Source organism: Serratia sp. LS-1, from assembly GCF_003719595.1.
GTDB lineage: Bacteria > Pseudomonadota > Gammaproteobacteria > Enterobacterales > Enterobacteriaceae > Serratia > Serratia ureilytica.
In genome coordinates this window covers 2,486,342-2,508,705 of the sequence record NZ_CP033504.1, presented here as the reverse complement: position 1 = coordinate 2,508,705, position 22,364 = coordinate 2,486,342, and the positions used below count along the sequence as shown (strand labels likewise).

Below are 22,364 nucleotides of genomic sequence, written 5' to 3'. Positions count from 1 at the left end.
AACCGGCGGCGTGGGTAGGCTATGCGTTACTTCGCCGCCGCCGGATCCGGCTTATTGGGGGCGATGCCGTACAGCGCCATGGCGCGGTTGACCTCGCTGCGGGCGATACGGCCTTCGTCTGCCAGCAGTTTCAACGCGGCGAGCGCGATGAAATGGCGGTTGACCTCGAAGAACTCACGCAGCGCCTCGCGGGTGTCCGAGCGGCCAAAGCCGTCGGTGCCCAAGGCGATAAAGGTGCGGTCGGGCAAGAACGGTTTGATCTGATCGCCGACGATCTTCATATAGTCCGTCGCTACCACCACCGGGCCGGGATGCGCCGCCAGCAGGCTTTGTATATAAGGGACTTTCGGCGGATCTTCCGGATGCAGCAGGTTCCAGCGTTCGGCCGCCATGCCGTTGCGGCGCAGCTCGCTCAGGCTGGTGGCGCTCCAGATATCGCTGGCGACGCCAAAGTCGACGGCCAACAGCTCCGCTGCCGCCAGCGCCTCGCGCATGATGGCGCCGCTGGCGACCAGCTGAGCGCGCGGGCTCTCTTGGGTTGTCGCTGCGCTCTGTTTGAGCAAATACGCCCCCTGGATAATCCCGTCCTCTACGCCCGCCGGCATCGGCGGCTGCGGGTATCCCTCATTGAGCAAGGTGATGTAGTAGTAAATATCCTCTTGCTCAACGAACATCCTGCGCATGCCGCTCTGAACGATCACTGCGAGTTCATAGGCATAGGTCGGATCGTAGGAGACGCAGCTGGGGATCACGGAAGACAGCACGTGGCTGTGGCCGTCGTCATGCTGCAAGCCTTCGCCCATCAGGGTGGTTCTGCCGGAGGTGGCGCCGAGCAGGAAACCCTTGGTGCGCGCGTCGGCCGCCGCCCAGGCGAGATCGCCCACCCGCTGCAGCCCGAACATGGAGTAGAAGATATAGAACGGGATCGTCGCGACATCGTGGTTGCTGTAGGCGGTGCCGGCGGCGATCCAGGTCGATATCGCGCCGGATTCGTTGATGCCTTCCTGCAAAATCTGGCCGTCTTTGGCCTCTTTATAGTAGCTGAGCTGCCCGGCATCCTGCGGGGTATACAGCTGGCCGAGCCAGGAATGGATGCCAATCTGGCGGAACAGGCCTTCCATGCCGAACGTGCGCGACTCGTCCGGCACGATGGGCACGATCAGTTTGCCGATGTTGGGGTCTTTGAGCAGCGCGCCGAGGATATTGACGAAGGCCATGGTGGTTGACATGTTGCGCTCGCCGCTGCCCTTAAGGAGACTGTCGAAGCGCGATAACGCCGGTATCGCCAGCGGGGCGGATTGGCCGAAGCGGGCGGGGATGTAGCCGCCCAGCGCGGTGCGCGTCGCGGTGATGTACTTCGCCGCCGCGCTGTCGGGCTCGGGCTTCAGATAAGGGATCGCTTCCAGCTGCGCATCGGGGAGCGTCAACCCCAAACGATCGCGGAAGGCTTTCACCGCATCCTGGCTCATTTTTTTCAGCTGATGGTTGATGTTCTGCCCTTCACCGGCTTCTCCCATGCCGAACCCTTTGACCGTTTTGGCCAATACCACCGTCGGCCTGCCCGGGGTATGCATCGCCTGATGGTAGGCGGCGTACACCTTTTGCGGATCGTGGCCGCCGCGGTGCAGCGCCCAGATCTCATCGTCGCTCAGATCGGCGACCAGCGCGAGCAACTCCGGGTACTTGCCGAAGAAATGCTCCCGCACATAGGCGCCGCTTTGCGACTTGAAGGTCTGGTAATCGCCGTCGACGCACTCCATCATGCGCTGCATCAGCAGCCCGGAGCGATCTTTTTGCAGGAGTTTGTCCCAGCCACTGCCCCAGATCACCTTGATCACCTGCCAGCCGGCGGCTTTGAAGGTGCCTTCCAGTTCCTGAATGATCTTGCCGTTGCCGCGCACGGGACCATCCAGCCGCTGCAGATTGCAGTTCACGACGAAGATCAGGTTATCGAGCTTTTCTCGCCCGCCCAGCGCAATTGCCGCCAGCGATTCCGGTTGATCCATCTCGCCGTCGCCGAGAAACGCCCACACCTTTCTCCCCTGATGCGGTTTCAACCCGCGGTATTCCAGATAGCGCATATAGCGTGCCTGATAGGCGGCGGTCAGCGGCCCCAGCCCCATCGAAACGGTGGGATATTGCCAGAAATCCGGCATCAGCCTGGGGTGCGGATAGGAAGAAAGGCCGCGGCGCGCGGATTCGCGGCGAAAGTTGTCGAGCAGCTCCTCGTCGATGCGGCCTTCGAGATAGGCGCGGCCGTAAATGCCGGGGGCGGAGTGACCCTGGATATACACCATGTCACCGGCAAACTCATCGGTGCGTCCGCGGAAAAAGTGCGTGAATCCCACGTCGTAAAGCACCGCGGCCGACTGGTAGGTGGCGATGTGTCCGCCGACGTTGGAATGTTTGCCGGCGCGCAGCACCATCGCCATGGCGTTCCAGCGAATAAACGCATTGATGCGCGCTTCCGCGGCCAGATCGCCGGGATACGTCGGCTGCTTATAGACCGGGATCGTATTCACGTACGGCGTGGTGACCATGCTGAAGAAATCGCCGTGTTTTCGCTGATCGGCTTCGGCCATTCTTTCCAACAAAAAATGCGCGCGTTCACGGCCGTCGATGTCGGCGACCCCTTCAAATGCCTCAAGCCATTCAGCCGTCTCTTGTGGGTCAAGATCTGCTTTTACCGCGGGTTGGTTCATAAAAGCTCCAAATGTACTTACCTGATAAGGCGCTGAGCGATACAGGAATTTATTGAATTGCATATGCAAGAGTTGCAAATGCAACAATGGCGAAAGCCACTCTATCCCTTTACAATTGCAATTGCAACTCACCGCTTTTGACGAGAAAACTGACATGACAGATAAACAACCCGACCTGTGGTTCTCCTTCGTGCGCGCGCACCGGGCAATCATCAAAAAGATAGAAACGCAATTGTCGGAGGCGGGGCTGCCGGCGTACGCCTGGTATGACGTGTTATGGGGATTGGAAAGCGGGGAAAACGGCACGCGCCGCATGCATGAACTGGCGGACGTGTTGGTGATTGAGCGTTATAACCTGACCCGCCTGATGGATCGCCTGGAAAAAGAGCGGCTGGTCACGCGTTTCCGTTCGGATGACGACCGTCGGGCCTCCTTCGCCACCATCACCGAGGAAGGTAAGGCCCTGCGGAAAAAAATGTGGGAGATCTACCGCGCGGTGGTCAAAACCCACTTTCTCAATCAGTTCAGCGAAGAAGAGATCGCACGCTTCTCCGACGCGTTGGACAACGCGATGCAGCTGGCCAGAGCGTGATCAGGCATCGGGCGTGATGTGCAGAACGCGCAGCGCATCGGCGATCAGCGTCGAGGGAATTTTCTGCTCGTCGGCCAGCAGTTTGAGGGCGCATAGCGCAATCCATTCCGCCTGCGGATAGTGAATTTCGCCCCGGGTGCGAGAATCCGAACCCACCGCGGCAAAGCGTGCGGGAATGAACCGCTTGAGCTGGTTGGCAATCAGGTGCGAGTAGTCGGTAACGGCGACGACGGGGGCATTCCCGGCGCCCAGACACGTTTTCAGATGGCATTCGCCGCCGCTGTCCTGGCGCTGCATGTCGGCGAGTTCAGCATCCTGCGCCAACCGCGTGTAGCTGGGGCAGCTCCAGATTTCGGCCGCGATGCCCCAATTTTTCAACACCTCAGCCGCCTGCTGAACGCGGGCGAGCGTTCTGCCTGCGCCGCACAGGCGAACCTGCAACGGCGAGTCCGCCGCCGCCGCGACACGATACATCCCCTTGAACGCCTGCTCTGCGACAAACGGCTCACCGGAAGCGGGGGCATCATTGTCTGCGTTGGTCGCGAGATACACCATCTTTCTCGTTCCCTCCAGATAGAGCGCGTGCAGGGCGTGATGGAGTATCGCGCCGGTTTCCCGGGCATTGGCCGGATCGAAAGGCAGCCAGTCCGGCATGGCGGTGAGCTGGAGCGGGAACCAGGCCTGCACGCCTTTCGGCAAGTCGGTACTGCCGGTATCCGCATCGCTGATGAAAATCCCCTTGCGATTGGTTTCCGGCTCAAGCCCGCGGAGCATGTCCACCGAAGGGGTGTTGACGACGTAAAACAACGGTTTCTCATAACGTTCTGATTGATGGCCAAACCAGAGCGGCCAGGCGGTGGCGTAGCGGGAGCTCGGCGGTTCGGCGCGCCTTCTGCCGTCGATGAGCCAGATGTTGCCACTGGCGTTTAGTTCGCTCAAGGCTTCCGCCGTCCAGGCGGTGGAAGAGGGAAGCGCCGCGCCGGCGTTCTGGCTGACGGAGGCCATCTTGCGGATACAGGCTTCGGCCAGGGTTCTGGTCCTGGCGGAGGCGGCAGGCATTGTTATACGTTGAGGCGACATGCGGAGCATTCCCTTTAAGTTGCAAGTGCGATGATTGTAATTGCAATTCATGGCGTGTGCCAATGACTTCTGAACAGGTCGCAGCCATCCAGGCGTGACCCGCGGCGATATATTCAGGTTATGCAGACGCGATCCTATTTGTTTCACCGACCAGACAGCCGCCATCCGTTGTCCTTATTTCTGCGGTTTTTTATAAATGACGGGCAGCTAAAAACGGTTTGCCGATAGGGATAATGCGCGTGTCAATCCGCGTTAAACGAGAATATCGGCATCTTAAAAATAAAACGAAATAAGGATGAAAGCATATGCCTGGATTTAATTATGGTGGTAAAGGAGATGGGACTAACTGGAGTTCTGAACGCGGTACGGGCCCTGAGCCGGGGGGCGGCGATAAAGGCCATTCCGGCGATCGCGATCGCGGCGGCGCCGGCGTTGGCAACAGCCCGGAACAGCAACAGATAGCGGCGATCCAAAACGATCCGGCGCTGCGCATGAAGCTGGAGGCGGTGATTAAGGCGGCGCGCAGAATTAACCCGGATGCGAAATTGCATATTGAAAGCGTCAGCCCATCCGGCACGCTGAGCCTTTCCGCCACCGGTTTGACGGCCGATCAGGCGAAGCACATTGGCCTGGGGGGGCTGGTGATGGGGGTCAACGCCAAGGGGGTGACAGTGGCGATCGGGGATATCGAAACCGGCCATGCGCGCAAACCCTCACCCCCTGGCAAAGGCGGCAACAATGGCCTGAATGCCGGGCAGATCGGCGCCTCTTCGTTAGGCAGTTTCGTGACAGACTCGCATCGCGATCGGCCCGTCAGCGGCTGGCATGGCAACGGCAAAACCGGCGAATTCTCGACGACCCGCACGACCGGGAGTTACTACGGTTTTCATCATTTGAAGGTGGAAAAGCAAGACGGAGTGGCGACCTACAACCTCTACTATAAGGCCAATAAGAACCGGCCCGCGTTTATCGCCGTGGTGAGAGGGGATAACCTGAATGCCATGGAGGTGAAATATGCCAACGGCAAGCCGGTAAAATCGCCCGGCTCGGTAAAAACGATCGTTAAGGAATTCGTCGAATATCAAAATGCGGAATTAAAAGCCATCAAGGATGGCGTCAGCCTGGCCGCAGGTATCAATAAAGATATCGCGGAAAAGATCGGCGCGAAATACGCCAAACTCGCCAAGGATTTGGAAGCGGGAATTCAAGGAAAATATATCCGCAACGTGCAAGATGCGGAGAAAACCTACGAGCAATTGACGAAGGGCCTGAATAAAAAGCTCAAGGCGCAGGACAAAGCGGCGATTGTCGCCTGGCTGAAAATGATCGATGCGGAACAGTATGCCCGCAATGCGCGGGTATTGGGCAAGGTCTTCACCGGGGTGGACTGGGCGCTCAAGGGCGCGGATCTGGTAAACGCCGCGATTGAAGGTTTCTCAACCGGCAACTGGAAAGCGTTCCGCAACCAGCTCGAAGCGCTCGGGTTGTCGATCGGTGCAGGGTATACGCTCTCCGCTATCGCCGCGTTTTTCGCGCCGACGCTGGTGTCGTCGACGGTGGGCATTTTCGCCTTCGCTTACCTGTTTGGCTGGGCCACCAGTTATATCGATGCGGAACGTGCGGGGGAGCTGGAGAAGTGGGTCGCTGACCTGTAACGGCATGAGGGGGCTGGCCCCCTCATTTTATCCCTCACACCCTCTACCTCTTTCACACCACCGGCGCCACCGTCAGCAGCAGATTGGCGAAGCGGCGCCGTTCGCCGGAGGCGATCACCAGCAGCGTCCGATCCGATTTGACCGCGGCGTAAAACGCCTCGCGCGGCAGGTGCTCGATCGGGCAATGTTCTGGCAGCAGTTGCCGGTATTCGGCTTCGATAGTGTTGGTGAAGTCCGGCGGGCAGGCTATCAGCGCCGCGCTTTCCACGTTGATGCAGGCCAGCAGTTTTTCCAGGATTGGCGGGGCGGCGAGCGTGCCGGGCGCCAGGTTCAGATAGACCACGGTGGCGTCTTTCGGCGCGTGCGTCACGCAGGCGTAATTGCCGTCGGCGATCAGCACCTGGGTTTTATGCCCGCATTGCGCCAGCGCGGCGAGCAGCGGCGGGTGAGTGATGGCGGATTTGATCATAAAGCGATTCCTGAATAGGGGGCGGCTGTGCCGCCCGCAGCTGAACTACATGCGGAAGATGCCGCCGTTGATGTCGAGAGTGGCGCCGGAGATGAAGCCGTCGTATTCCGCCGCCAGGAAGGCGATGGCGCGGGCCACGTCGTCCGGCGTGCCTGCGCGGCCCAGCGGGATGCTGCGAACGGTTTCCTCCGCCGATGCCTGGGTGGTATGGCGATTATGAAAGCGGGTGCCGAGGATCAGGCCGGGCGCCACCGCGTTCACCCGGATGCCGTGCTCGCCCAGCTCCGCCGCCAGCGAGCGCGTCCAGGTGAGCACCGCGCCCTTGGTGGCGGAATAGACCAGCGAGCCGGCGTGCCCGCCGGCGCGGCCGGCCAGCGAGGCCAGGTTGATGATGCTGGCGCCGTTCGGCGCCGCCTTCAGGTGCGGCAGCGCGCTCTGGGTCACGTTCAGCATGGTGGTCATGTTTACGTCGATCACGGTTTGCCAGAAGGCGCGATCGATCTCGCCCAGCCATTTGCGCCCGACGATGCCGCCGACGTTATTGATCAGAATATCGATGCCGCCGAGAAACTCGGCGCCGGCCGAGACGCAGCGCAGCGTTTCGTCGGTGTCGATGAGATCGGCGTAGCCGTAGGCGGCCTTTTGTCCGAGTGAATGGGCCAGTGCCACCAGCGCCTTGGGGCCGCTTTCGTCGCTGTGGTAGTGAAAATAGATGTCGCACCCGGCCTTGATCAGCCGCTCTGCGGTGGCGCGGCCGATGCCCTGTTCCGCCCCGGTGATAAAGACCTTTTTGCCCGCAAGATCGCCCATGATTGACTCCTTATTGGTTCGTTAAGAATTGATGACGCCTTCACGCTGTTTGGCGCAGTAAAAAATGCAGATCAAACCGGTCGCCAGCAGGCACGAGGCCAGGAAAAACAGCCCCGGCGCGCTGCTGCCGGTCAGATCGTTCAGCACGCCCACCGCATAGGGGGCGACAAAACCGCCGATATTGCCGATGCAGCTCACCACCGCCAGCCCGGCGGCCGCGGCCGCGCCGGTGGAGATATTGGCGGGCATGGATAAGAACGGCGGCACGGCGGTGTAGATGCCGATGGCGGCAATGCACAGGAATGACAGCGCGACGAACGGGTCGTATTTAAAAAATGTCACCGCGCCCATTAGGCCGATGGCGGCGATCACCATGCTGAGGCCGGCGAACACGCCGAGCTTTTTGGTTTTGCTGGCCCACAGGCTCCACGGATACACCAGCAGCGCGGCCAGGCCGTAGGGAATGAGCGCCAGCAGGCTGACGCGAAAGATATCGCTGCCGGAAATGGCGCTGATGATCGACGGCAGCCAGGTGCCGAAGCCGTAAATGCCGCATACCATGCCGAAGTTGAGCAGCGCGTAGAGCAGGTACTTTCTGTTTTTAATGCCCTTGAGGAAGTCGCCCAGCGTGATTTTTGAGCCGGATTTGGAGCGGCCGGCGTTGCTCATCAGCCAGGCTTTTTCCTCCACGTTCAGATAACCGACGTCCTTGGGCGAGTTCTTGATCAGGAAGGGGATCAGCAGGCCGATGACGATCGGCGGCAGCCCTTCGAGGATGAACAGCAGTTGCCAGGGGGCGAAGCCGAACCAGTCATGCTGAATATTGAGAATAAAGCCGGAAATCGGCGAGCCGACCGCGTTGGACAGCGGCTGGACGATGATGAACATGCCGAGAATTTTGGTGCGGTATTTTTCCGGGAAGAAGACCGTGAAATAATACACCACCGAGGGAAAGAAACCGGCTTCGCACACGCCCAGCATAAAACGGCAAATATACAGCTCCAGCGGCGTGCGCACAAAACCGAGCAGGGTTGCGAAGATGCCCCAGGAAATTAATATTCTGGCGAACCAGATGCGCGGACCGAATTTAATGGTGCCGGCGTTGCTGGGTATTTCAAACAGGAAATAGCCGATAAAGAAAATTCCGGAAGCGAAGCCGAAAGCCGAGGCGGTCAATCCCAGATTATCTTCCAACGCTTTGGCGGCGTAGGCCATATTGTTGCGGTCGAGAAAGGCCAGGAAATACAACAAGATCATGAGGGGGACAATATGCAGCGTCAATTTCCTGATGGCACTGCGTTCAATATCCTTTGGCATTGTTTTTTTCATCATGGTTTTTCCCATGTGGTTAATCGGAATAATAGCGGCCCGGCCCAAAGTCATGAGCGGCGTGCTGAATAACGACGTTGCGTGCATAAAGCGTCGCGCCGTTTATTTATTGCGACGACGCTGTTTTTTCTGATTTTGGCTGCGGCGAGCCGGACGATGCTATCTGCGCATCGCCTGGGTAAGCCGTTTTTACCGTATTAACCGGCGGTTTTGACGGAACGCCGGCTGATGACCGTCGGCGGGAAGAGAAACTCGCCGGGCGGTTGTGAATCATTGTTGATGCGGCCGATCAGGCGTTCGACCATCAGCTGCGCCATCTCGGCCAGCGGCGGGCCGATCGACGTCAACCCCGGTTCGGCCAGGCCGGCAAGCGCGATATTGTCGATGCCGACCACCGAAATCTCTGCTGGCACCTGGACGCCGGCGGCGCGCAGCCCCACCATCAGCCCGATGCCCAGCGCATCGTTAATCGCCACGATGCCGTCCGGGCGCGGCGTCAGCGCGAGGATGCGGGATGCCAGCGTCAGCCCCAATTCGAACATCTCCGTGTCGCCGTAGGCGCTGGTGGCTTTGCCTTCGATCACCCGTTGGCGTTCGCTCAAGTTGTGCCCCAGCGCACTCAGAAAACCGTCGATCTTGTGGCTGCGCCCCACGGTCAGCGCAGCTTCGGTGGCGAACACGATATGTCGGCAGCCGCGTTCGAGCAGGTGCTGCGCGGCCAGACGCCCGGCGGCGAGATTGTCCATCGACACGCTGTCGAACAACCGGCTGTCGGCGGCCATCGGCTCGGCGAACGGGCTGTCATAGCTGACGATCTTCATGCCCCGCTCGGCCGCCCGGACAAAATGGGTCTGGCGGATGTCGCTCGCCGCCACGATGATGCCGCGCACGCCATGCAGAAACATATCGTCGATAAACGCGGCTTCCTCCTGTTCCTGCCTGTAGGCGTTGCCGAGCAAGACGCGGTAGCGGTGAGCGCGCGCCGCGCTGTCGACGGCGTGCGCCAGCGCCGAAAAACTCGGGTTAACGATCGACGGCAGCAGCAGGCCGATGATCTTCGCCTGTGGCGCGAGGTTCACTGCGGTGCGCGCCGGACGATAGCCCAGGGTGTCCATCGCCTGTTCGATGCGCTGACGGGTCTGTGCACTCATCTGGTGGCTGCGATTATTCAGCAGGTTCGACACGCTGCTGATGGACACGCCGGCCAACCGCGCGACATCACGAATATTTGCCATTTGCCGATCCCTTGCTGCCTGCCGTTAGCCTGCAATCTATAAGGGAAGGCGGGCGCAGGCAAGCCGCAACCGGGGCGAAACCCGCACGGGATCGCGCATTTGTGAGAGTCGTCAGGCGCAGGGCTGGTTGTTTACTAAACAGCAAAGGGCGGCGGCCATGGGGTGACGCGGATGAGTGAGATCTGCGAAGCATCTCTCGTTTATCGCCCTTCGGGGCGGCGGGTTCTGTACTATTGTTTTCTCTTTGCGGCACGTTCCAGGCCGATGGGGCGCTGGGCGCAACGGAGATCACAGATGAACAAACGGGAATTAGAAAGCGCGATTGTCACCGATTTTTCCAAACGCATGAGCTATGGCGACTACCTGTGCCTGGACCAACTGCTGGACTGCCAGCACCCGCTCTCCAACCCGCCGCATCATGACGAAATGCTGTTCGTGATACAGCACCAAACCTCCGAACTGTGGATGAAGCTGATGCTGCACGAGCTACAGGCGGCGCTGCGGCTGGTGCAGCAGGACAAACTCAGCCACTGTTTTAAAATTCTCGCGCGCGTTAAACAGATCCAGCGGCTGCTGTTCGAACAGTGGGCGGTGCTGGAAACGCTGACGCCGTCGGAATACGTCGAGTTTCGCGATGTGTTGGGCAGTTCGTCGGGCTTCCAGTCGCATCAATACCGGTCGATCGAGTTTCTGCTCGGCAACAAGAACGCCGCCATGCTGGCGGTGTTCAGCAGCGATGCGGAAAAACACGCGGCGCTGAAGGCGATCCTCGAAGCGCCGAGCCTGTACGACGAATACTTGCTGTACCTGGCGCGCCACGGTTTGCCGATCCCGCAGGAGTGCCTCAAGCGCGACTGGACGCAGCCCTATCAGCGCAACCCGGATCTGCTGCCGGCGTTCAAAGTGATCTACGACAACCCGCAGACCTATTGGGAAGCGTATGAAATGGCGGAGAAGCTGGTGGATATCGAAGAGAGTTTCCATCTGTGGCGCTTCCGCCATATGAAAACGGTGGAGCGGATCATCGGCTTTAAGTCGGGCACCGGCGGTTCCAGCGGCGTCAGCTTCCTGAAAAAGGCGTTGGACCTGACCTTTTTCCCCGAACTGCTGGACGTGCGTACCGAAATCGGTGCCTGAGACACTGTGAGGGGGAAGGGCGATGAGCGTGAGGATTATCGATAAAGCGGCGGAGAAGGTGGTGGGTGTCAGAGTGGTGGGGCCGTATCCACAGACCATCCCGCAGGGCTCGCAGCAACTGCTGGCATGGCGGCAGCGCCACGACGTGCCGTTCGGCAAATGGCTGGTGTTGTACTGGGACGATCCGGCAGAAGTGGCGCCGGAAAAGCTGCGCGCCGACGTGGTGATGAGCGTGGCGGACGATTTCGCGCTGCCGACGGGCAGCGCGGGTATGACCGTGCAGACGCTGCCCGCTGGGCAGTACGCGGTTTACCGCGTACGCATCAGCGATGGCGATTTCGAACGGGTATGGGGCGAGTTTTACCAGAAGCTGCTGCCGGCCAGCGGCTATCAGCCGGTTGAGGGAGTGAGCTATGAACACTATCTCAACGACTGCGAGGCCGACGGCTATTTTGACCTCGAGATTTACCAGACGGTGAAGAAGTGGTGAAGGGGAAATGATAAAGAAGGCTGAATCGATAGGGGATATCGATTCAGCCTGTGATTGTCATTCCTGTTCGGTTTAGGAGCGGTGACAAGAGGAGGGAGTGTCACTCGCACTGACGTATAGGCCGTTTGATATCTATACAGTGTAGGTAGATAGGCCAAGTCTCACTTTAGCGCCTTGGAATCAAGTGCCTTGGAATCACTCGGTGGCGGTTGTGGTGGCTATTTCCCCCAAGTTCCTTTTTGATTCATTAATATCTTACCGTTCTTTATAACTGTCAGTGTGTTATCAATTTTACTGAGCATGTAGGTCGTCGATGCATTTTTAAACTCATAACTGATTATTGGGCATGGGGCTGTATTGCAATCAGCACGTGTCACTTTTCCCTGCAAAGTTACAGCAGCACCATCTTTTTTACGCTCTCCATAATAAGTAGCATCATTACAGTTTCCTTTACTGATGCAAACAGTCATGAGCTTGATAGAGAATGACTGTGTGTCAAAGTATTCTTCCTCAGTCCTCACCTTATTTCTTTTGCTGTCTGAGGAAAAATGCATGTCTTTGAAGCGTGCAGCCCAATGCAGAATATCATTATTAATAGGGGAATCTTTATCAGATGATTTGTAATTTATGATATCAGAATCAGGTACAACCCAGGCGGCATAAATTTTCCCATCGGGATTGATGACCAGAGCAGAGGCATTTTCCAGATAAAGATCTTTTAGCCACCCTTCAACAAATAACCCACCACCTGGGGTTGAATGAGGTTCACCGAACACATCAAAGTTGTTGATGTACTTTTCATAGTCTTGACCCAGTATGCTTTTAAGATTGTCAGTGACCGCTTTATCGTTGACCAGCCCGCTTACTGTGTTGGTTTTGTTATATTGTAACAGGTCTATCGCTGATGTGGATTCAATGGAGCCAAGCAAAGAAGCAGCAAACAATGTAGGTAATAAGATTTTTTTGAACATAAATCACTCGTTTGATAATTTTAAAAATTCTTCTGCTTCCCGGGCATACCGCTTTTGAAGGCCATTACCATAACGTGCCCACCAGTTGTACTGTTTACCACCCTGCGTCGTGATGGTATCTCCATATATTGCTCTATCGTATTCTACCCGAGCTTTAAGTAAATTATCCTGAAAGCTTTCCGCCGACATACTTTCAATTTTGGCTATTGCCTCCGACGTTAAGGTATCAGCCTTAACTATTCGTCCGGACTCCATGGAGTTCAGGATCGCTTGTGCGCCAGATGAGCCACGCATATGTGCCAATGAAGTTATTGCCCCTTGTTTTCCTGGATCAGAAAAGTTCAGTGCACCTGCAGACTTCGCTGATGCGCTCATTGCTTTGGATACTTCCTCAAACTCTTCAGCGCTGCCTTGGCCGTATTGGTTACGAGCAGCAAGGATTTTGTCATAAGCATTGCCATTTCCTTTTCTGAATCCGTATAACTCACGGCGCCCACCTTGTTCTCCAGCACTCCCTTCAGAGGCCATGACCGATTCAACAACCCGATTATCAATTCTGCCGGGTTTTGTTGTCGATTGAGCATTTTGCGTGATAGATGCCGGCGCCGCTGCCGCCGCCCGAGGGGCGGCGTTAACCGGCTTTCCCGGCGTACCACTCGCCTCCTCGTTCGGGAACAGCTGATCGACGGCGCTCTGGATTGCCGCCTGATGGCCACCGCCCGGTGCGGCGGTGCGCGCGGCGCCGCCAGGCTGGTTGAGATCCAGCTGGCCGCCGGTGTTGATCGCGCCATCCTCTTTTACCGTGATATTGAAACTGGTGCCGGTGATGTTGATTTGGCCGTCCGCCAGCAGTTCGATCACGCTTTCGCCGCACTCGAGCCGCAGCGATTCGCCGGAGCCGAGGGTAAAGGCATTGACCACGGCGTCGCTGCGCGTTTTGCCGGTCAGCGCGGAGGATTCACCTTTGACGCCGGTCGCCTGATTAAGCACCACCCGTTTGATCTGGTTACCGCCCACCAGATGCGTGTGGTCGTTAGCGATGGTGTGGCTTTCATCGTTTTTCACCTGGGTGTCCATGTTGCGCTCCGCCTGGATCCACACCTGTTCGGCGCCGGCCTTGTCTTCGAAACGCAGGGCGTTGGCGTTGTCGGCGGTGCCGTCCTTGGTGCGGCTCATAAAGCCCATCTGGGTGGCGGCGGCCGGCAGCGCCCACGGCGGCATGCTGGCTTCGTTATAGACGCGCCCGGTGACGATCGGCCGATCCGGATCGCCGTTGATAAAGTCCACCACCACTTCGTCGTTCACGCGCGGGATCTGCACGCCGCCGTAGCCTTGGCCGGCCCAGGCGCTGGAGACGCGCACCCAGCAGGAGCTGCCGTCGTCTTTCGGCCCGAAGCGATCCCAGTGGAACTTCACCTTGATGCGGCCGTATTTGTCGGTCCAAATCGATTCGCCGGCCGGGCCGACCACCCGGGCGGTCTGCGGTCCGTGGGTTTTCGGCCAGGTGGCCTGCTGCGGCGGGTGCCAGGGCACGTCCGCCGGCAGGACGATGAAGTCGATGCGGTGTTCGCTGCTCTGATCGTCGCCGCTGGCGTAGCGATTCTCTTTCAGATGGTAGCTGGCCTGCAGCGTCAGATATTCGCGATTGTCGTCGGCATGCGGGGCGTTATACAGCGTGAAGGTACTGCCGGGGGCGATGCCCATGGCGGTGGCGGTGCCTCGGATCTGCTGATGTTCGGCCTGCCAGGCTTCCTGGCGCACGCGGGCGTAGAACTCCCCCTGCTGATGCTCGGTATAGCGGCCCGGCCAGTCGTAAACGTCGATTTGCCCCGGCGTCGGCGAGACCGGGTTTTGCCGCGCCTGGAACAGCCAGGCGTTCGGTTTGCGGAAATCGTAGTCGTCCAGGCTGTAGATGCCCGGCGTGACGCGATCGGACAACGTCCACTGGCTGATGCCTTCCTCGCTGGTGCTGCCGCCCGACGGCGTCAGGTGGTAGGGGATCATCTCATAGCCGGGATAGGGCTGGTGATGGTGGGGGGCGTCCCCGAGCACCAGCGTGTGTTTGCCCATTTCGTGTTTGAAATAGTAATAGATGCCCTCCTGCTCCATCAGGCGGCTGATGAAGTTGAAGCTGCTTTCGTTGTACTGCACGCAGTAGCCCCACAGACGATAGTCGCCGGTCAGCTGATCTTCCAGCTGCACGTTGTGCTCCGCCAGCAGGGTCTTGACGATCTGCGGCACCGTCTGTTCCTGGAAGATGCGGAAATTACGGTCTTTGGTCATCGGCCACAGGTCCGGCTGCACGTGCAGGTTGTACACCGCGTAGCGCGTGCCGCCGATCTCTTCGCTGCTGACGGCGATGGCGGTGATCTTACCGTTCAGGTAACGCGGGGCGCTGAGAAAGCCCTGGGTCGGAATTTCCAGCGTCAGCGGTTGGCCGAGCAGCGCTTTGCGATCGAGGCGCGCGTCGGTGCTCAGCAATTCAATAGAGAAGTCGAAAGGAGTGGAAAGCGCTTCGATACCGTCCAGCGAGCGAAACAGCAGTTGCTCCTGGCCCAGCGGCGTGTGCGCAATAATGCGATCCAACATGAGAACGTCCTCTGTGATTGACGTCATGCCCTGCATACTCCGGCGTTGCAGCGGCCTTGCCGCGCGGCCAATGAGGGGGCAGTTGCTCGTCAGTCTCATGAAATAGGGGAAACCCCGCCGAGGCGGAGTTTCAGAACGGGATTAGCCGGCAGTGGCCGGGTTAACCAGCCAGGTGCCGGCGGTGTCGATGCTGAGCTGCTGGCGGCGGAGCCGATCGTTGTGACGGATCTCCAGCTGATAGCGGCCCGGCGCCAGGTTCAGGCTGGCGAAGCCGTTTTCGCCCGGCGTCACCTGCTGCGGCTTGCCGTCGAGGCTGACCTGCTCACCCGGTTGCAGTTTGAAGTACACCAACGCCACCGGTTGCGCCGGCGGCGCCGCTTTTTCAGGTTCCGCCGCCGCAGGCTGCGCGGTTTGCGGCGCGCTCGGCTGCTGCGTCAGGGTTTTCTGCGCCGGTGACGCCTCGCTGTTTTGAGCGACGGCCTGGGCATCGTCCTTGCCGCCGCTCAGCCAGGCGATCGCGCCGATCACCAGCAGCGCGGCGACGCCGGCGCCGGCCATCATCGGGCGCGAGAATTGGGTGCCGCGCGCGGTAACGGTGCCGGCTGCGGCCGCAGCGGCGGCCGGGTTGGCGGCGACCAGCAAGTTCTCCGGCGCGGCGGCCGGGGTGCTGATGATTTCGTTTTCATCGGCGATCGGCAGATGCAACAGCTCGGCCATTTCGTCGATGGTCTGCGGGCGGTCTTCCGGCTTCAGCGCCAGCGCGCGATCGACGGTGCGCAGCAGCTCCGGCGAGTAGCCGGCGGGGCGGCGCTCGGTCAGCGGCTGGTAGCTGTCTTCGATGCTGCGCACCACGCTGACCGGCGGCGGCGAACCGACGATCAGCGTGTGCAGCACGGCGCCGAGCGCGTAGATATCGGTCCACGGCCCTTGTTCGCCGTCGCTGTTCTCGGTGTACTGCTCGATCGGCGCGAAGCCCGGTTTGAGCATGATCTCCGTTTCGTCCGACAGGTTGCCGATCTCTTTGCGCGCCGACCCGAAGTCCAGCAGCACCGGCAGCTGGCTCTCCTGGATCTGGATGTTATCCAGCGAAATGTCGCGGTGCAGATAGCCTTCCTGATGGATGGTGTTGATGGCGCTGAACAGCGGCGGCAGCAGCCGACGGATCCACGCCTCGTCGATTTTCTCCGGCTGCTGCGCCTGCAGGTTTTTCAGCGTGGTCCCGCTGTAAAACTGGGTGCCCATATAGGCGGTGCCGTTCTCTTCCCAGAAGCGCAACACGTGCAGCAGACCGGGATGCGAGAAGCGCGCCAGCAGACGCGCCTCCTGGATAAAGCTGTTCAGCCCGGCCTGGAAAGTTTTGCCGAAGCGTTCGCCGCGCAGCCCGATGCTGAGATCGTCGTTGCGTTTCGCCAGCGAGGTTGGCATGTACTCCTTGATGGCGATGGTACGTTCCAGTTGGTGATCGTAGGCGCGGTAGACGATGCCGAAGCCGCCTTCGCCGATCGCTTCCTGGATCTCGAATTCATTGAATCGATAGCCGCTCGGCAGGCTGTTCGAATTCGGTTTGGTTATCCCGGTTCCCGACATAGTGATGACTCTCTGTGTTCAAAGGGCCGCCGTCTCGGCGGCCGCGGCGTTATGCCTGAAATTGACAAATGAATTCGTTGTTCTGCAGCGCGATATGCAACTGGCGATAGCGCTGGTCGTTGGCGCTGCCGGTCAGCAGGGTGTGGCTGATCTGCGGCAGCAGGGTGTTGGTCAGGATGGCGTCGACCATGCGGCCGCCGGACTCCACCTCGGTGCAGCGGCTGACGATCTGCTCGATGACCGCGTCGTCGAAGGTGCAGGCGATGTCGTGATTCTCCGCCAGGCGACGCTGGATGCGCCCCAGCTGCAGGCGCACGATGTTGCCCAGCGTGGCGTCGGTCAGCGGGTAATATGGCACCACCAGCAGGCGGCCGAGCAAGGCGGCCGGGAACACCGACAGCAGCGGTTGGCGCAGCGCGCCGCTCAGCGCCTCCGGCTCCGGCAGCAGCTCCGGATCGCTGCACAACCCGGCGATCAGATCGGTGCCGACGTTGGAGGTCAGGATGATGATGGTGTTGCGGAAATCGATATGACGGCCTTCGCCGTCCTCCATCCAGCCCTTGTCGAACACCTGGAAGAAGATTTCATGTACGTCCGGGTGCGCCTTTTCGATCTCGTCCAACAGCACCACGCTGTAAGGACGGCGGCGAACCGCCTCGGTCAACACGCCGCCCTCGCCGTAGCCGACATAGCCGGGCGGCGCGCCTTTCAGCGTCGAAACGGTGTGCGACTCCTGGAATTCGCTCATGTTGATGGTGATGACGTTCTGCTCGCCGCCGTACAGGGTTTCCGCCAGCGCCAGCGCGGTTTCGGTTTTGCCGACGCCGGAGGGCCCGGCCAGCAGGAATACCCCGACCGGTTTGTTCGGATCGTCCAGCCGCGCTCGTGAGGTGCGCACCCGGCGGGCGATCAGATCCAGCGCATGGCGTTGGCCGATGACGCGCTGATTCAGGGTGTCGGAGAGCTGCAGCACCGCTTCAATCTCGTTTTTCACCATGCGGCCCAGCGGGATGCCGGTCCAGTCGGCCACCACCGCCGCCACGATGTTGGCGTCGACGGCGGCGAAGATCAGCGGCGCTTCGCCCTGCAGCGCGCTCAGCTGCTGCTGCAGTTCGCCCAATTGGGCGCGCAGCGCGTCGGCATCAGGGCGCGTTTGCGTCTCTTCGTCGGTGCTCGCCTCTTCTTGGGCGTGCAGTTGGGCGCGCAGCGTGATGATCTGCTGGATCAGCGCCAGCTCCTGCTGCCAACGCTCGGTCAACTGTTCGAGTTCCTGGCGCAGCGCGGTCAATTGGGCTTCAATCTCCTGCGGGCGCAGGGGATCGCCGATGCCGACCTTGGCCTCGCGGCGGGCGATATCCAACTCTATCTGCAGCGCATCGATGCGGTGGCGGCAGTCTTCGACCTGGGCGGGCTCGGCATGTTGGCTGACCGCCACGCGCGCGCAGGCGGTATCCAGCAGCGCCACCGCCTTGTCCGGCAACTGGCGGGCCGGAATATAGCGATGGGACAGCCGCACCGCGGCGTCCACCGCTTCATCCAGCAGCAGCACGCGGTGGTGTTGCTCCAGCGGGCTGACGGTGCTGCGCAGCATCAGCAGCGCTTTGTCTTCGCTCGGTTCGTGCACCTGCACCACCTGGAAACGGCGGGTGAGCGCGGGATCCTTCTCGATGTATTTCTTGTATTCCGACCAGGTGGTGGCGCCGATGGTGCGCAGTTGGCCGCGCGCCAATGCCGGTTTCAGCAGGTTGGCGGCGTCGCCGGTGCCCTGGGCGCCGCCGGCGCCGATCAGGGTGTGAATTTCGTCGATAAACAGGATGATCGGCGTCGGGCTGGATTGCACTTCGTCGATCACCGCCTGCAGCCGTTTTTCAAACTCGCCCTTGACGCCGGCGCCGGCCTGCAGCATGCCGATGTCCAGCAGGCACAGCTTCACGTCGCGCAGCTGCGGCGGCACGTCGCCGGCCACGATGCGCAGCGCCAGGCCTTCCACCACGGCGGTTTTGCCGACGCCGGCCTCGCCGGTCAGCAGCGGGTTATTCTGGCGGCGGCGCATCAGAATATCGACGATTTGTCGGATCTCTTCATCGCGGCCGGCCACCGGGTCGATCTCGCCGTTGCGCGCTCTGGCGGTCAGATCCTGGGCATACTGCGCCAGCACGCTTTCACCGCTGCGCGCCGCGCCGGGCAGGGGCTCGGCGCTGCTTTGCGCCGCCGCGTCCTGGGCGTTTTCCGCCGAGTGAGCGGTAATGGCGGCGAACTGTTCCATCAGCAGATCGGCGTTGATGCGCTCGAACTGCGGGGAAATGGCCTTCAGCAGGTGGCGCAGGCTGTAGGTTTTCAGAATGCCGAGCAGCAGGTGGCCGCCGCGGATGCGCGCCGCGCCGAACTTCAATGAGCCATAGACCCAGGCGCGTTCTACCGCGCTGTCGATGTGCTCGGACAGATCGGAGATGGCGCTGGCGCCGCGCGGCAGGCGATCGAGCGCCTCGACGATGTCGCGCGCCAGCTGCGCCTCGTCCAGCGCGAAGTGGCGAACGATCTGCTGCAGATCGCCGTCCGGCGATTGCATCAGCTGATGCAGCCAGTGCGCCAGTTCGACGTAGGGGTTACCGCGCAGCTTGCAAAACGCCGTCGCACTTTCCAGAGAGGTGAATAACAGGCTATCCAGTTTGCCGAATAATACCGAGCGGCTGATTTCAGACATGGTTTTCCTCAGGTCTCAGAGTGGCCTAGCGCCGCAGGGCGCCGGCCGAAATAGGGTCAGAACGGGTTTTCCAGCGGTTCAGGGCTGAAGATCAGATCGTCGAGATCGCGCTGTCGCCGATGGTCGGCCAGCCAACTGCTCAGGCCCAATCGCTGCACGCCGCCGAGCTGGATGCCGTGCGCCTGTTCCTTCGCCAGGATCAGGCGCACTTCCCAGACGAACTCGATGCCCAGGTATTGGCGCACCCAGTCGCGCAGTTGCCGGCACAGATCGGCGCCGGGCAGAAAGCGGTCATAGTCCTGCTGCGGCATCGGCCCCAGTTCGATGCGGAACTTGTGCTGGATATCCCGCACCGCGATGCCGAGAAAGGCCGACTCGCCGAGCCGCGGCGCGCCGCGTCCGGCCTTGAGCCGCGCCTGCTCGCGCGGCTCCACCCGCAGCCAGTGCGGCACGTTTTCGACGATGCGCACCGGCACCTTGAAATACTGCTGCAAAATTTTGCTCAGGCCTTCCGGATCGCGGCTGTGGCGAATCAGATGACCGGCCATAAAATGTTTAGCGTGGGCGTTGATGCTGTCGCGCTCTTGCTGCGCCGGCTGGCCGATGCCGATCAGGCTCGACAGGTACTCGTCGAAGCGCCGGTTGTCCGGGCGATCCAGCGATACCGTCGGCTGCGCGTCGGCCCAGGCGCGGTAAAACAGCAGCGTCAGCCGGTGATGGAACAGATTGGTGAACGCCAGCAGGGTGGTGTCCTGATGGTGGTACACCCGTTCGCGCACGTATTCGGTCAGGTGCAGCGGCAGCGGTCCGTTGGGGCCGAACAGGCCGAAGCTGAAGATCGATACGTCGTGCAGCGGGCTGTTGGCGCGCGGCGTCACCTGCGCCAGCGTGGACGGCGCGAACGACAGCGAAGGTTCCTGGCCCAGGCGCAGCATCTCGTGGCGCGGCAGCGGCGCGCGCCCCAGCAGGTAGGGTTGGCCGCCCTGGGCGTCGATGCGCCGCAGCAGTTGAAACAGATCGTGCTTGTAAGGCGCGCTGCGCAGCCGCGGCCAGAAGTCGTCCGGCAGGCGATACAGCGCGTTGATCTGCGGCGGCGCCAGTTCGGTGGCGATCATCTCCGCGTTCATATCAGCGTCCTTTTGCCCATGCGCGCCTGCCAGTGGGCGATCTCGCCGCGCTGCTGGCTGGAGAGCGTCATCTCGGTGAAGGTGTTCATCGCCACCAGGCGCGAGAACAGGCGCTCCAGCACGCTGCCGAGCAGGTAAGGACTGTTGCCGGAGAACGCCTGCTCATCGACCGTCAGATCGATGGCGATGCCGCGCGCGAACACGATGGGGCCGGGTTCAGGCACTCGCCGATAGACCGGCCGCAGGTTGCAGTGGCGCACGCCCTGGATCTGTTTGGCGATCGCCGGCTCGCTCAGGTTGCCGTACAGCCCCAGCAGCTGGCGCAGGCTGGCAGCGCCCTGTTCCGGATCGCCGTCCATCATGCTGAGGTAATTCAGCTGCAGCTGACTGATCAACCGCCAGGTGATCATCCCTTCGGCCAGCGCCGGACGCGGCGGCGTAGGGCCTTTGCGCAGCGAGACCTGCTTGATCGGGATTGAATCGGGCATCACGAAATTGCCCTGATCCTGCTGCAACAGCATCAACGGCAGGTCGCGGCTGGTGCACAGCACGTCGGCGGTGAGGTATTTCAGATCGCTGTGCCACGGCGACTGCCGTTCGTCCACCAGCGATACGAACACTTCCGAACCGGCATAGCCGGTGCGGGTGCCGTAGCGGCGGGCGTGTTCCGACAGGGTGCGCTGTTCGCGCCGCAGCGAAAAGTAGGCGCCATAGTTGCCATCGTCCGCGCTCAGGGTGCTGTAAAACGGCCGAAACTCTTGCTCGTAGCGTTTTTCGCTGGCGCTGCCGCCGAGCCGCTGCACCGAAAACACTTCGTAATCCAGCGGCCGGATATTGTCGACCACCAGATGGTATTCGTGGTTCTTTTCGTTGATCGCGATGCGTTCGGCCACTTTCGGAAACAGGTTGATCACCGGCGTGCAGTGCAGCGCCAAATGGGCAACGTCGACCACCCGTTCCAGCGCGGCGTCGTGCCTATCGAGCAGCACCACGATTTCGAACTGGCGCAGCGCCTTTTTCCCTTCGCGCACGCTTTGCAACAGCGGGCGCAGGCCGTTGACGCTGAAGAACTGGAAGCGCGCCGGGAAGGCGAAATATTCTTGCAGCAGCCGGTAGCCTTCGAAGTTGCGCAGATCGTTGGGCAGCAGCGCCTGATCGGCGGCGAAGCCTTCCTGTCGCAGCCCATCCAACGCCAGCGCCCGCCGCTGCGGCTGAGCCTCCACCGTTTGGCAGACAAGCCCGACGCTGTGCTGCATCAGCAACTCCAGCAGCTGTTGCGCCTGCATGTCCGGCCCGGCCAGGTAAAACATCAATTGGTCCAGCTGCAGGTTGTTGAGCGTCACGCTTTCGTAGCACTCGAGCCGAATGCGCAGCGCGCTGACGCAGCCGCTGTGCTGCAGCCCCAGCGAGGCCAGCGGAATATCGGCCGGAATGCCGCCCAGCTCGACGCCGGCGATGCGCACCGGCTGCAGCGTGACGTCATGCGCCGTGGTGTAACTGCAGGTGATGCCGCTTTTCTTCAGCGTCTGGCTGTCCATCATGGTGCCGCGCGGCACCACGAAGCCGTTGCTGATATCGCCTTTACTGCTGTCCGGCTGCAGCTCGGCGATCGCCATCGACGGCGTCGGCGACAGGTAGTTGGGGTAGATGATCTCCAGCAAGCGCTGAGAAAAGCGCGGGAACTCGGCGTCCATTTTCAGCTGCACGCGCGAGGTGAGGAAGGCGAAGCCCTCCATCAGACGCTCGATATAAGGGTCCGCCACGTCGATGCCGCGCATGCCGAGACGGCCCGCGACCTTCGGGTACTGTTCGGCGAACTCGGCGCCCATCTCACGCAGATAGGCCAGTTCGCGGTTGTAATAATCTAACAGTTTACTGTCCATCGCC

Annotated in this window: 16 protein-coding genes; 4 read left to right on the top strand and 12 right to left on the bottom strand. The window is 60.7% G+C overall.

What is annotated here, in order from left to right; genetic code table 11:
- Window positions 1–26 precede the first annotated feature (26 nt).
- Complete coding sequence (gene aceE, locus EDY99_RS12130; RefSeq protein WP_123061783.1) at window positions 27–2,702, bottom strand: pyruvate dehydrogenase (acetyl-transferring), homodimeric type; 2,676 nt, start codon at window positions 2,700–2,702, stop codon at window positions 27–29.
- Between the two features lie 154 nt (window positions 2,703–2,856).
- Between aceE and EDY99_RS12125 the strand changes: the two genes are divergently transcribed.
- Window positions 2,857–3,294, top strand: a complete 438-nt coding sequence (locus EDY99_RS12125; RefSeq protein ID WP_033643576.1) for a MarR family winged helix-turn-helix transcriptional regulator — start codon at window positions 2,857–2,859, stop codon at window positions 3,292–3,294.
- On the opposite strand, the gene EDY99_RS12120 is transcribed toward EDY99_RS12125, so the two are convergent.
- On the bottom strand, window positions 3,295–4,374 hold the full coding sequence (locus EDY99_RS12120) for a hypothetical protein (protein WP_033643574.1): 1,080 nt from the start codon (window positions 4,372–4,374) through the stop codon (window positions 3,295–3,297).
- A gap of 305 nt (window positions 4,375–4,679) precedes the next feature.
- Here EDY99_RS12120 and EDY99_RS24930 point away from each other — a divergent pair, with 305 nt between their 5' ends.
- Window positions 4,680–6,029 (top strand): colicin-like pore-forming protein, encoded by a 1,350-nt coding sequence (locus EDY99_RS24930; RefSeq protein WP_060660564.1) that lies wholly within the window; start codon window positions 4,680–4,682, stop codon window positions 6,027–6,029.
- A 52-nt stretch (window positions 6,030–6,081) separates the two neighbouring features.
- Here the strand turns inward: EDY99_RS24930 and EDY99_RS12110 are convergent, their stop codons facing one another.
- From EDY99_RS12110 to EDY99_RS12090, 4 genes are all read right to left on the bottom strand, one after another.
- Window positions 6,082–6,498: an RbsD/FucU domain-containing protein gene (locus EDY99_RS12110; RefSeq protein ID WP_123061782.1), complete on the bottom strand. Its 417-nt coding sequence runs from the start codon at window positions 6,496–6,498 to the stop codon at window positions 6,082–6,084.
- 45 nt (window positions 6,499–6,543) lie between these two features.
- Window positions 6,544–7,308, bottom strand: coding sequence for an SDR family NAD(P)-dependent oxidoreductase (locus EDY99_RS12105; protein WP_033643571.1), 765 nt, complete (start codon window positions 7,306–7,308; stop codon window positions 6,544–6,546).
- A 21-nt stretch (window positions 7,309–7,329) separates the two neighbouring features.
- Window positions 7,330–8,565 (bottom strand): MFS transporter, encoded by a 1,236-nt coding sequence (locus tag EDY99_RS12100; protein ID WP_226772921.1) that lies wholly within the window; start codon window positions 8,563–8,565, stop codon window positions 7,330–7,332.
- 269 nt (window positions 8,566–8,834) lie between these two features.
- Entirely contained in the window at window positions 8,835–9,872 is a 1,038-nt protein-coding gene (locus EDY99_RS12090; protein WP_033643570.1) for a LacI family DNA-binding transcriptional regulator, read from the bottom strand.
- 294 nt (window positions 9,873–10,166) lie between these two features.
- On the opposite strand from EDY99_RS12090, the gene kynA reads away from it, so the two are divergent.
- A complete protein-coding gene (gene kynA / locus EDY99_RS12085) occupies window positions 10,167–11,009 on the top strand; it encodes a tryptophan 2,3-dioxygenase (RefSeq protein ID WP_033643569.1) in 843 nt (280 codons plus the stop codon).
- A gap of 22 nt (window positions 11,010–11,031) precedes the next feature.
- Window positions 11,032–11,499, top strand: a complete 468-nt coding sequence (gene sbmC, locus EDY99_RS12080) for a DNA gyrase inhibitor SbmC (RefSeq protein ID WP_033643568.1) — start codon at window positions 11,032–11,034, stop codon at window positions 11,497–11,499.
- Window positions 11,500–11,717: 218 nt separating this feature from the next.
- On the opposite strand, the gene EDY99_RS12075 is transcribed toward sbmC, so the two are convergent.
- The 6 genes from EDY99_RS12075 to tssF all read right to left on the bottom strand — a co-directional run bounded on the left by EDY99_RS12075 (window position 11,718) and on the right by tssF (window position 22,360).
- The gene (locus EDY99_RS12075; protein WP_096242356.1) at window positions 11,718–12,470 is read right to left on the bottom strand and encodes a hypothetical protein; all 753 of its coding nucleotides are present in this window, start codon (window positions 12,468–12,470) and stop codon (window positions 11,718–11,720) included.
- Window positions 12,471–12,473: 3 nt separating this feature from the next.
- Window positions 12,474–15,059 (bottom strand): type VI secretion system Vgr family protein, encoded by a 2,586-nt coding sequence (locus EDY99_RS12070; protein ID WP_033643566.1) that lies wholly within the window; start codon window positions 15,057–15,059, stop codon window positions 12,474–12,476.
- A gap of 141 nt (window positions 15,060–15,200) precedes the next feature.
- Window positions 15,201–16,646: a serine/threonine-protein kinase gene (locus EDY99_RS12065; protein ID WP_033643565.1), complete on the bottom strand. Its 1,446-nt coding sequence runs from the start codon at window positions 16,644–16,646 to the stop codon at window positions 15,201–15,203.
- A gap of 49 nt (window positions 16,647–16,695) precedes the next feature.
- Window positions 16,696–19,350: a type VI secretion system ATPase TssH gene (gene tssH, locus EDY99_RS12060; protein WP_123061781.1), complete on the bottom strand. Its 2,655-nt coding sequence runs from the start codon at window positions 19,348–19,350 to the stop codon at window positions 16,696–16,698.
- A gap of 56 nt (window positions 19,351–19,406) precedes the next feature.
- Complete coding sequence (gene tssG, locus EDY99_RS12055; protein ID WP_046687351.1) at window positions 19,407–20,477, bottom strand: type VI secretion system baseplate subunit TssG; 1,071 nt, start codon at window positions 20,475–20,477, stop codon at window positions 19,407–19,409.
- Window positions 20,474–22,360, bottom strand: a complete 1,887-nt coding sequence (gene tssF, locus EDY99_RS12050; protein WP_033643563.1) for a type VI secretion system baseplate subunit TssF — start codon at window positions 22,358–22,360, stop codon at window positions 20,474–20,476. Before tssF ends, tssG begins: the two co-directional genes overlap by 4 nt.
- Window positions 22,361–22,364 lie beyond the last annotated feature (4 nt).